We start from the raw sequence: 9,681 nt of genomic DNA, 5'->3' as shown, positions 1-9,681 counted from the left end.
ACCACCCGCTCGATCGTCTCCTTGTCATACTTCGCCGGCATAACCCTCATCCTCCTAGATGGGATCAGAGCCTCCACGGAACCCAGGACGGTTCATGGACCTCCCCCACCGGGCGGGTCTACACCGACAACCCACCAGGACACGGGGTGCACTTCACCCCCGAAGAAGACCTCCCCGACGACCTCTGGGCGACATGGACCAACCCGGGCACCGAATTCCGGATCACCAGCGAACCGGTCGACGACCCACACGCGCCCGCGCCCTTCTGACGACCGCGCCGTTCTGGAGACCCGCCGTTCGTGCGACCCGCCCGCTCGGGCGACCCTCCCGCTCGGGCGACCCTCCCCGTTGGAGGAGCCCACCGCTCTGGCGACCCGCCGTTCTGGGAACCCCGACACCCGCGTCCCTCTGACGAGCCGCGAGAACCCGCGCGCGTGTGACTCCCATGTGAGGCCACGGGAGCCCTGACGGCACGCGCAACGCGAGGGCACGACGGCGTGGCTCGTGCTGAGAACGCGGGGTGGCTGCTTCGGAGAACCCTCGGGTGCGAAGAACCCGAGGCGGATGCTGCTGAGAACGTCGTGTGCGTCTCGTGGGTACCGAAGTGGCGGCGACTACGCTTTCGGGCATGAGCAGCGTGACACCGGCAGTGGTTCCGGCCTGGGTGAAGGTCACCGTCTGGTCCTCGCGATCGGCTTGGCGGTCCTGGGCGTAGTCCTGGCTGTCGTGTCGAGCAGCTTCCTGCCCCTGATCATGTTCGCCGGTCTGGCGGTGCCGATGATGCCGATCGGTTCGCTGCGGCCGTCGCGACGGGTGGCTTCGGGCAGGCACTGAGCACGCGTCCCGCGACCCTCACTGCGCGCAGGCACGGCTCGGCGCTGGCATCCCGGATCATCTGAATCCGACCCGACGACCGACCGCACGGAAGCGAGCCCGCAGCGACCATTTCGCCCGCGGTGAACGTCAGGCGAAAACTCCTGGAAACTCCGGCCGCACGCCTCGGCGCAGTCGTAACGTGACGGCATGCAGGCAGGTCTCCACTTCTGGAACTTCTCCGTCCCCGGCGCTCCCGACACCCTCCCCGAGGTGCTCGGTCGCACCGCCCGCACCGCCGAGCAGGGCGGATTCACGCAGTTCACCGTCATGGACCACTGGTTCCAGATGGAGCGCGTCGCCCCCGCCGAGGAGCCGATGCTCGAAGCCTTCACGACCCTCGGCTTCCTGGCCGCGCACACGCACTCCATGCGGATCGGTCCACTCGTGACCGGTGTGACGTACCGGTATCCGGGACTGCTCGCGAAGATCGTCACGACCCTGGATGTCCTGAGCGAAGGCCGCGCGATGCTCGGCATCGGCGCCGCGTGGTACGACCGGGAGCACCGGGGCCTGGGCGTGCCCTTCCCGCCGCTTGCCGAGCGTTTCGAACGACTGGAGGAGACGCTGCAGATCGCGCTGCAGATGTGGAGCGACGACACCGGCGCCTACCGGGGCACGCACTACGCGCTGGAGGAGACGCTCTCCAGCCCGGCGCCGATCCAGCGGCCCCACCCGCCGATCATGATCGGCGGTCAGGGGGAGCGGAAGACCCTGCGCTTGGTCGCGCAGTACGCGCAGATCGTCAACCTCACCACCGCGGACCCCGAGCGGGTCGCGTACCTCCTCGACGTTCTTCGCGGGCACTGCGATCGCCTCGGCACCGACTACGACGCGATCGAGAAGACGGTCATCGCCGCGTTCTCGGATCCGTACGACCCCGGGTTCCTCCCCCAGATGGAGAAGCTGTCGGCCCTCGGGATCACCCAGGTCGTGCTCGGAGCCTCTCCCGACGACCCCGTCGGACGGGTGGCACGCGTGGCTGACGAGGTTCTTCCCGCCCTCGCCGAGATCTGAGGCGAATCCACGGGGCGACACGCAACCGCCTTGCCGGGCCAGCCAGCCGGTGTCGCATACCGTTATGCGCATGGGCGGACAGGTGCTGGGTGGCGGGGTGATCGTGCTCGTGGCGGTGCTGCTGTGGCTGGTCTACCTGCTGCCGTCATGGCACAGCCGCCGTCAGTTCGACGCCGCCGAGCGGAACGCCGTCCGGCTGAACCAGGCTCTGCGGGTCCTCGCAGAGACGAGTGAGACGCCGGCCGAGGTCCGCCTCGAGCTCTCAGCCCGCACGGCCGCCGCGCAGCAGAAGCTCGCGAAGCGCGCGATGGCCGAACGCGAAGAGGCTGCTCTCGAACAGGCCCGCATCGATCTCGAACGGGCCCGCGCCGAGAAGGCCGCGGCCAAGGCCGCTCCGGAAGCCCGTCAGGCTCGTGCTCGTCGCCGCGTGCGGCTCGTCGCGACGACGCTGGGTCTGGGTGGTCTGGCTCTCACCGGATGGGGTGCATGGCTGACCGTGTCGACCGGTGCGGTCGGCGCACTCATCGGGGGTTTGAGCCTCGTCGTGGTGTCTCTGTCAGTCCTGGCGCAGATGGCGCGCGTCGCCGCGCGGGTGGCGCGCCGGTCCGCGGCATCCGCTGTTCCTGTCGTCCGTCAGGCGCCGGCAGTTCAGGATGTGGCCCTGCCGGCCGCTCGCCAGCGGGCGGCATGGGCACCCCGCGAGCTGCCGAAGCCCCTCACCGTGTCGGTCGGCTCGCAGGCCGCTGCCGTGCGCGATGTCGAGGATGCTCGCGAGGAGCTCCGTCAGGCCGCGGTCGCCGAGGCAGCGCGGATGCGCGCCGAAGCTCAGCGCCCCCCGTCGATCGAGGTTGCGCGCGCGGCGCGCGCGGCGCAGGCGGGTCCGGACTTCGCTCAGATGGGCTACGTCGACGACGCGGAGATCGAGGATCACGTTCGTCGCCTGCTCGAGCGTCGCGCCGCCGGCGCGTGAGGTCCGGGTGAGCGCGCGGCATTCGTCGGTCACCCAGCGAGGGTGATAATGTAACGGAGGTTCTCGGGCCTGTGGCGCAGTTGGTAGCGCGCTTCGTTCGCAATGAAGAGGTCAGGGGTTCGAATCCCCTCAGGTCCACCAATCCGAGAAGAGCTCGCCCGGAGGGCGGGCTCTTCTTGTTTTCGCGGGTCTGTCGTGCCGCGCGCGGCACGCGCATAATGAGCGGATGACGGCGCACCCTCGTCTCCACGACGGACCGTTCTACCACGGCACCCGTGCCGAACTGGCGCCGGGCGATCGCCTCAGCCCCGGATTCCGCTCGAACTACCGCTCCGACGTCATCATGAATCACGTCTACTTCACCGCCTCGGTGGACGGTGCCGGTCTGGCAGCAGAGCTGGCCGTGATGCTCGGGCCCGGGAATGCCCGGCCGCACGTCTACCGCGTCGAAGTGACGGGTGACGTCGAGGACGACCCGAACGTCACGGACAAGAAGTTCCCGGGCAACCCGACGCAGTCCTACCGGTCGAATTCACCGCTCATCGTGGTGGAAGAGGTCAGCGACTGGACGAGACTGGATCAGGACGCGCGAGAGGAATGGCGGCGACGGCTGGCGGCTCTGACAGCAAGCGGGGCCGAGATCATCAACTGACCTCGGCCCGCACTCGATCAGGCCATCGCGGGCGCCCGGTGGCCGACCGACAGCCGCTGCGCGGCGAGACCCTCGGCGGCCATGAGCGGGGTGATCCCGCGCTCGGCGGCGTCGTCGAAGACCCGGCGGAGGGTGTCGCCGATGCCGGCGACCCGGTCCATGATCTCCTCGCGCGTGCCGAGCTTCTTGGCCTCGAGGTCGAGGTAGATCACCCCACCGGCGTTCACGACGAAGTCGGGGGCGTAGAGGATGCCCCGTGCGGCGAGCCGGTCCGCGCCGGCGTGCTCGGCCAGCGGGTTGTTCGCCGGGCCGCAGACCGCGCGGGCGTCGAGGTCGTCGATGACCTCGGTGGTGAGGATCCCGCCGATCCCTGCGGGGACGAAGACGTCGGCGGGAACGAGGTGCTCGAATCCGGGCTCGCTCCAGGAGGCCCCGAGTTCACGGGCGAGGTCCCGCTTGGCGGGGTTCACATCGGTGACCGTCAGGACCGCTCCCTCGGCGGCGAGGCGCAGCGCGAGGCGACTGCCGACCTGACCGAGGCCGGAGATGGTGATGCGTCGGCCCGCGACATCCGCACTGCCGGTCACCCGCTCGAGGGTCGCCCGCAGCGACGCGTAGACGCCGAGGCTCGTGGGTCCTGCCGGCTCGCCCGAGCCGCCGACGGCGTCGGGAAGCCCCACGACGTGTTCCGTGCGCTCGCGGACCGTCAGCATGTCGTCGGTGGTCGAGCCGACGTCTTCCGCGGTGCGGTACAGGCCGTTCAGCGCCTCGACGGCGTCGCCGAGATCGAGGAAGGCGGCCCGCCGGCGGTCGGCGTCGAGCATCGTCCCCTCGGGAAGGGCGATGACCGACTTCCCGCCTCCGGCATCGAGACCCGCCGCGGCATTCTTCAGCGTCATCGCCGCCGACAGGCGCAGGGCGTCGCCGAGCGCGTCGCTCCAGTGCGGGTAGGTCCACAGGCGCGCGCCACCGAGCGCGGAACCGAGGACGGAGGAGTGCAGGGCCACGGCGAGGAACAGACCGCTGCGCCGCCCCGTGATCACCTCCACGCGCTCGTGGGTGAAATCGGGCAGGGGCAGGGTGTGCGTCATCGCGTCCTCTTTCGGCGGGCCTTGTGGGCGTGCTCTCGGATGCGGCCGCTTCGCCGCATCCGACTCCATTGCATCACCGCCGGGGCCGCGGTTCAACCGCGCCGCGCCGCGACCGCGCCGCGACGACTGCGGCAGTGGGTTCACCAGACGAGCAGCTTCTCCGGTCGCATGCAGATGACCGCGGAGAACTCCTCCAAGATCGTGTCCGCCGGCATCCCGAAGTCTTCGATCCCGTCTGCGTACTTCGCCTCCCACCGGTCGCGCACCGGAGTGATCCATTCGGCGGCCGATTGATCCAGGATGCGGGCGGAGCCGGTCAGCACGACGACATCCGCGCCGAATCGGCCCTGGGTGTTCAGATGCACCAGAGCGCGAGAGCCACGCGCGACGTGCCGAGCTTTCACGGAGTCGCGCCGAGTCAGGATCCACACCGCCTCCTCATGCCAGAAGAACCACACCGGCACGGCATGGGGTGTTCCGTCGGCGGCGACGGTGGTGAACCAGGCGATCAGCTCCGACTCGAGCAGCCGCTGCGCGTTGTCGTGCATCGCGTCTCCGGGAGTGAACAACTTCGTCATGACGCTCCTCCTGTCGTGTGTCGGCGCCACGGTATCGGCGACCTCCGACCCTAGGCTGACGGTCATGACCTCCTCGCTCCCGCCCCGCAGTCGCCTGGTCCATGACGCCCTCCGCGCCGCCGGAATCGCCGGCGAGATCGTCGTGCTCCCTGATGCGGCTTCGACGGCACTCCTCGCCGCCGAGGCGCTGGGTGTCGAGGTGGGGGCGATCGCGAACAGCCTGGTGTTCTGGAGCGACGGCGAACCGCTCCTGGTGATGACGAGCGGTGCGCACCGCGTCGACACGGCTGCACTCGCCGCCCGCCTGGGTCGCGAGTCGATCCGACGTGCGACCCCCGAGCAGGTGCGGGATGCCACGGGCCAGGCGATCGGGGGAGTGGCACCCACCGGTCACCCGGCCGCGCTCACCACCGTCGTCGACGAGGATCTCGCGCAGTACCCCGAGATCTGGGCTGCCGGCGGGACGCCGCACACCGTCTTCCCGCTCACCTTCGGCGAGCTGGTGCGCCTCACCGGCGGCACCGTGAGCAAGGTCGACTGAGCGGGCGGGTCGTCAGCGCCCCTCGAGGGCGCTCAGCGCCACGACGGCCGCGGCCGCCGACCACGCCTGCGGGCGGCACGCCGCAGGGTACGGCGCCGGGCGAGACACCTCGGTGACCGGGTCGCCCGAGTGGAGCTCGGGAACCCGATAGGAGAACGCCTCTGCCGCGGCGAGCATGCCCGCCACGACCTGCTGCGCCTCGGCATGGAGGCCGGCGCGCAGCATCCCGTGCGCGGCGATGGCCGTGTCATGCGTCCACACGCTCCCACCGTGATACGACAGCGGCCAGTAGCCCTCCGCCCCGGTCGACATGGTGCGGATCCCGAACCCGCTCGAGAGCGACGCGCCCAAGAGCAGCCGGGCGACGTGCGCCTCGTCGTCGGCGTCGAGGATGCCGGTGCCGATCAGGTGACCGATGTTGCTGGTGAGGGTGTCGACGGGCTGCTTGTGACGGTCCAGCGCTACCGCCGGATACCGCCCCTCAGGGGTCTGGACCCAGTAGGCCGCGGCGAAACGCTCGCGCAGCTCGCCCGCCCACGCCCGCAGGCGAGCGGCCTCGTCGGCGTCTCCTGCAAGGGCTTCGAGGATCTCGGCGCCGGCGAGGGCGGCCTCATAGGCGTACCCCTGCACCTCGCACAGCGCGATCGGCCCCTCCGCCAGGCGGCCGTCGCGCCACTGGATCGAATCGCCGGAGTCCTTCCACCCCTGATTGGCCAGACCGTGCCCGGTGCGATCGAGATAGTCGATGAAACCGTCGCCGTCGTTGTCGCCGTGGTCGAGGAGCCATCCGAGCGCCGCGCGCAGCGTCGGCAAGAGGGCCGTGACCTCGGCCTCGGGCATTCCGGCGTGCCACGCGTCGGCGAGGAGGCAGACCCATAGCGCCGTCGCATCGACCGTGCCGTAGTACAACGGGGGAAGGGCGATCCCCTCGCCCGGCTGCTCGAGCGTGGTCGAACGCAGCTCGTGGAGGATCTTGCCCGGCTCCTGCGCCGAGTCGGGCTCGTCCCGGTCGCCCTGCAGCCGCGCGAGGACGCGGAGGGTGGATGCCGCCATGCCGACGTCGAGCGGAAGAGAGAGGCGTGCCGCCCAGAGCGAATCCCGCCCGAACAGCGTGAAGAACCAGGGCGCGCCCGCGGCGTAGAACGCGTCGTCCCGTGCATCGGGGAGCGTCAGCCTCAGCGCGTCGAGATCGCCGAGGGCGACCTCGAGCCATCGGCCGAGACGGGGATCGCCGCCGCGTGCCGCCCCCAGTGCGGCCGCCAGGTCGATGCGGCTCGGCTGCGACGCACCGGAGACGACTGCGGTGGTGTCGTCCAGAGCCATCCGCCACGACACCGTCGCCTCACCGCGGGCGGGGAGGGCGATCGACCATGCCGCCCGGATGTCGGATCCGTCGACCTCGATCACGCCGTCCTCGGTGTCGACGGTGAACGAGGCGGTCTGAGAACGGGCCGTCGCCGTGGCATCCGTCCCCTGGGCTTCCGTCCCTCGAACCTCCGTCAGCGCCGCCTCGGGGAGGCCGGCCTTGACGTCGTGGAGCGAGGCGAACTCGGCGCCGAGGCGAAGCCGGAGCGTCGCCGACAGCGGTTCGTCGCGCGCTGAGCGCAGCGTCCAGGTCTCGCGCACCTCGCCCGGTGCGACGACGCGCTCCCGCAGCAGGCGGACCTTCGGGTCGGGGGTGTCGTCGTCGAGACCGCGCAGCACCGCACTGAAGACCGCGCGCGACGGGCCGTCGGGCGCGACGGAGATCCACTCGACCTCCGATTGGTCGCAGGAGAGCTCCAGCTCGCGCACGTGCCGGACGTCGCCGTGGTAGATCCCGTCGATCGCGCCCGCGCCGGCGTCGCCGGTCTCGCGCGACCACACCTGCGTGGGGGCGCGCAGCACGATGACCGCGTCGTCGAGCAGCGGCTGTCGCGTGCGGGTCGCGGGCTCGGTGAGGGGGTTCATCCTTTGACGGCTCCTTCGCTGGTGTTCATGATGCGCTTTTGGAAGATGAAGAACAGCACGGCCACCGGGATCGTCATGATCAGCGCCGCGGCGAGCTTGATCGGGTACTGCGTACCCTGACTGAGCTGACCGGATGCCAGCGACGCGACGCCCTTGGTGAGCGTGGTGAGCTCGGGCGACTGGGTGGCGACGATGAAGTGGCTGAGCTCGTTCCACGACCCCTGGAACGACAGGATGACGATCGTGATGAGGGCGGGGCGCGCCATCGGGAGCACCACCGACCAGAACACCCGGAAAGCTCCTGCGCCGTCGATGCGTGCCTGCTCTTCGACCGAGACCGGGATGGACTCGAAGAAGTTCTTCATGATGAAGACCCCGGCGGCATCGACGAGGAGCGGCAGGATCATCGCCGCATAGGTGTCGTAGATGCCGATCTGGTTCAGCACGAGGAACTTCGGGATGAGGAGCACCACCGCCGGCACCGCCATCACACCCACGACGAGCGCGAAGATCGCTCCCCGGCCGCGGAAGTGCAAGCGGGCGAGGGCGTACCCGGCGAGGGACACGAAGAACACCCGGCCGAGCGTCACCACGACCGTGACGATCGTGGAGTTGACGAACCAGAGCGGGAAGTCGCTCCGACCGAAGAGGGCCTCGTACGCCGCGAACGTCACCGTCTGCGGGATGAGCGAGAGCGCGTTGCTCGCCGCCTCGGAGTCGGTCTTGAAGGACGTCGCGACCTGCACCAGGAACGGGAAGATGTAGATGATCGCGAGGATCACCAGCAGCGCGTAGAGGAAGATCTGTCCGCTCACCCGGCGGGAGAGGCCGTTGCGGCGGGCGCGGGGCGCGGCTGTGGACCGATCGGGATCGACCTGCGCGACCTTCGCCTGCGGCGGAAGTGTCTCGCTCATGACCTGCCTCCCTTCACTTCGTAGCGCGCGGCGCGTCGCTTGGAGACCCCGCGTTCACGCAGCACCCAGCGCTGGATGAGCGTGAAGAAGATGATGATGAGGAAGAGCAGGAAGGCGATCGCCGACCCCTCGCCCCACTCCTGACGGGTGAACGCGGCCTCGTAGGACAGGTAGGCGGGGGTGACGGTGGTCTTCGCCGGACCGCCTTCGGTGCCGGTGTAGATCTGGTCGAAGACCTGCCAGCCGCCGATGACCCCGAGGGTCACGACCGTGAAGATCGTGGGGCGCAGCTGCGGGAGGGTGATGTGCCAGAACCGCTGCCAGCCGTTGGCGCCGTCCATCATCCCGGCCTCGCCGAGCTCGCCGCCGACATTCTGCAGGGCCGCGATGAAGAGCAGCATGAAGGTGCCGCTGGTGGTGAAGACCGCCATGAGGATGAAGGCCGACAGGGCGACGGAGGGTCCGGCGAGCCATTCCCACAGGCTCACGCCCAGCACGTCGGTCTGGGTGAGCGCTTCCGGACCGCTCGTGATCCCGAGTCCTGCGAGGGCGTTGTGGACGATGCCGCTCGGCTCCTGGAACCAGTTGGGCCCGGTGATCCCGATCCAGGCGAGGACGGCGTTGACCACACCGGTCTGGGAGAACAGGAACAGCCAGAGGATCGTGATGGCCACCGAGGAGGTGACCGAGGGGAAGTAGAACGCGGTGCGGAAGAAACCGCGCCCGCGCAGCACCGCACGGTTGACCAGCACGGCGAGGAAGAGCGACAGTGCGGTCTGGAGCGGCACGACGAGCAGGACGTACCAGGCGATGTTGCGAAGGGAGATCCCGAAGTCGCGTTCGGCGAGCCCGCCGCCGGTGGTCACCGCGGCGTAGTTCTCCAGACCGACGAAGTTGACCGTTCCCGACAGGGGGCTTCCCCGCCCCGCCCAGTCCGAGAAGCTCACCCAGAGCGCCATCAGCACGGGGATCAGGAGGAACAGCCCCAGGATCAGGATGACGGGGAGGACGAACACCCACCCCGCGGCGGCCTCCCCGCGCCGGATCCCGGTGTTCCGGGATCCGGCGCGGGGGGTGGTGACCGTGGCGGTCATG

At 69.8% G+C, this 9,681-nt stretch carries 10 protein-coding genes, 1 tRNA gene and 1 pseudogene; 7 read left to right on the top strand and 5 right to left on the bottom strand.

Annotated features, from left to right (window positions below; translation table 11 throughout):
• From HDC37_RS16960 to arr, 6 genes and pseudogenes are all read left to right on the top strand, one after another.
• A pseudogene (locus HDC37_RS16960) lies at nt 1-269 on the top strand (hypothetical protein); the annotation flags it as partial.
• A 295-nt stretch (nt 270-564) separates the two neighbouring features.
• Nucleotides 565-834 carry a hypothetical protein gene (locus HDC37_RS16680; protein ID WP_179561519.1) on the top strand — a complete coding sequence of 90 codons (270 nt, stop codon included), beginning with the start codon at nt 565-567 and terminating at the stop codon, nt 832-834.
• Between the two features lie 189 nt (nt 835-1,023).
• Nucleotides 1,024-1,890, top strand: a complete 867-nt coding sequence (locus HDC37_RS16675) for an LLM class F420-dependent oxidoreductase (protein WP_179561518.1) — start codon at nt 1,024-1,026, stop codon at nt 1,888-1,890.
• A 70-nt stretch (nt 1,891-1,960) separates the two neighbouring features.
• A complete protein-coding gene (locus HDC37_RS16670) occupies nt 1,961-2,860 on the top strand; it encodes a large exoprotein (protein ID WP_179561517.1) in 900 nt (299 codons plus the stop codon).
• A gap of 65 nt (nt 2,861-2,925) precedes the next feature.
• A tRNA-Ala gene (locus tag HDC37_RS16665) sits at nt 2,926-3,001 on the top strand.
• An 85-nt stretch (nt 3,002-3,086) separates the two neighbouring features.
• The gene (gene arr / locus HDC37_RS16660; protein ID WP_179561516.1) at nt 3,087-3,512 is read left to right on the top strand and encodes an NAD(+)--rifampin ADP-ribosyltransferase; all 426 of its coding nucleotides are present in this window, start codon (nt 3,087-3,089) and stop codon (nt 3,510-3,512) included.
• A gap of 17 nt (nt 3,513-3,529) precedes the next feature.
• Here arr and HDC37_RS16655 read toward each other — a convergent pair whose 3' ends face one another.
• Both HDC37_RS16655 and HDC37_RS16650 read right to left on the bottom strand, forming a co-directional pair.
• Nucleotides 3,530-4,603 (bottom strand): Glu/Leu/Phe/Val dehydrogenase family protein, encoded by a 1,074-nt coding sequence (locus HDC37_RS16655; RefSeq protein WP_179561515.1) that lies wholly within the window; start codon nt 4,601-4,603, stop codon nt 3,530-3,532.
• Nucleotides 4,604-4,743: 140 nt separating this feature from the next.
• Entirely contained in the window at nt 4,744-5,181 is a 438-nt protein-coding gene (locus HDC37_RS16650) for a pyridoxamine 5'-phosphate oxidase family protein (RefSeq protein ID WP_179561514.1), read from the bottom strand.
• A 64-nt stretch (nt 5,182-5,245) separates the two neighbouring features.
• Here HDC37_RS16650 and HDC37_RS16645 point away from each other — a divergent pair, with 64 nt between their 5' ends.
• On the top strand, nt 5,246-5,722 hold the full coding sequence (locus HDC37_RS16645) for a YbaK/EbsC family protein (protein ID WP_179561513.1): 477 nt from the start codon (nt 5,246-5,248) through the stop codon (nt 5,720-5,722).
• Between the two features lie 12 nt (nt 5,723-5,734).
• Here the strand turns inward: HDC37_RS16645 and HDC37_RS16640 are convergent, their stop codons facing one another.
• Genes HDC37_RS16640 through HDC37_RS16630 form a run of 3 tightly spaced genes read right to left on the bottom strand, consistent with a single transcriptional unit; the run spans nt 5,735 to nt 9,680 of the window.
• Nucleotides 5,735-7,672, bottom strand: a complete 1,938-nt coding sequence (locus HDC37_RS16640) for a glycogen debranching N-terminal domain-containing protein (protein WP_179561512.1) — start codon at nt 7,670-7,672, stop codon at nt 5,735-5,737.
• Nucleotides 7,669-8,586: a carbohydrate ABC transporter permease gene (locus tag HDC37_RS16635; protein WP_179561511.1), complete on the bottom strand. Its 918-nt coding sequence runs from the start codon at nt 8,584-8,586 to the stop codon at nt 7,669-7,671. Before HDC37_RS16635 ends, HDC37_RS16640 begins: the two co-directional genes overlap by 4 nt.
• Complete coding sequence (locus HDC37_RS16630; protein ID WP_179561510.1) at nt 8,583-9,680, bottom strand: carbohydrate ABC transporter permease; 1,098 nt, start codon at nt 9,678-9,680, stop codon at nt 8,583-8,585. The genes HDC37_RS16635 and HDC37_RS16630 overlap by 4 nt, the downstream gene beginning before the upstream one ends.
• Nucleotide 9,681 lies beyond the last annotated feature (1 nt).

Origin of the sequence: Microbacterium sp. AK009, from assembly GCF_013410955.1 — a bacterium.
Lineage (GTDB): Bacteria > Actinomycetota > Actinomycetes > Actinomycetales > Microbacteriaceae > Microbacterium.
Note: the sequence above shows the minus strand (reverse complement) of the source record. Positions and strands in the feature narration are given on the sequence as shown.

What these genes read in the sequence shown, in the direction of transcription:
- HDC37_RS16680 (WP_179561519.1), top strand. Translation starts at nt 565, where the DNA reads ATGCTGCTGAGAACGTCGTGTGCGTCTCGTGGGTACCGAAGTGGCGGC.
- HDC37_RS16675 (WP_179561518.1), top strand. Translation starts at nt 1,024, where the DNA reads ATGCAGGCAGGTCTCCACTTCTGGAACTTCTCCGTCCCCGGCGCTCCC.
- HDC37_RS16670 (WP_179561517.1), top strand. Translation starts at nt 1,961, where the DNA reads ATGGGCGGACAGGTGCTGGGTGGCGGGGTGATCGTGCTCGTGGCGGTG.
- arr (WP_179561516.1), top strand. Translation starts at nt 3,087, where the DNA reads ATGACGGCGCACCCTCGTCTCCACGACGGACCGTTCTACCACGGCACC.
- HDC37_RS16655 (WP_179561515.1), bottom strand. Translation starts at nt 4,603, where the DNA reads ATGACGCACACCCTGCCCCTGCCCGATTTCACCCACGAGCGCGTGGAG.
- HDC37_RS16650 (WP_179561514.1), bottom strand. Translation starts at nt 5,181, where the DNA reads ATGACGAAGTTGTTCACTCCCGGAGACGCGATGCACGACAACGCGCAG.
- HDC37_RS16645 (WP_179561513.1), top strand. Translation starts at nt 5,246, where the DNA reads ATGACCTCCTCGCTCCCGCCCCGCAGTCGCCTGGTCCATGACGCCCTC.
- HDC37_RS16640 (WP_179561512.1), bottom strand. Translation starts at nt 7,672, where the DNA reads ATGAACCCCCTCACCGAGCCCGCGACCCGCACGCGACAGCCGCTGCTC.
- HDC37_RS16635 (WP_179561511.1), bottom strand. Translation starts at nt 8,586, where the DNA reads ATGAGCGAGACACTTCCGCCGCAGGCGAAGGTCGCGCAGGTCGATCCC.
- HDC37_RS16630 (WP_179561510.1), bottom strand. Translation starts at nt 9,680, where the DNA reads ATGACCGCCACGGTCACCACCCCCCGCGCCGGATCCCGGAACACCGGG.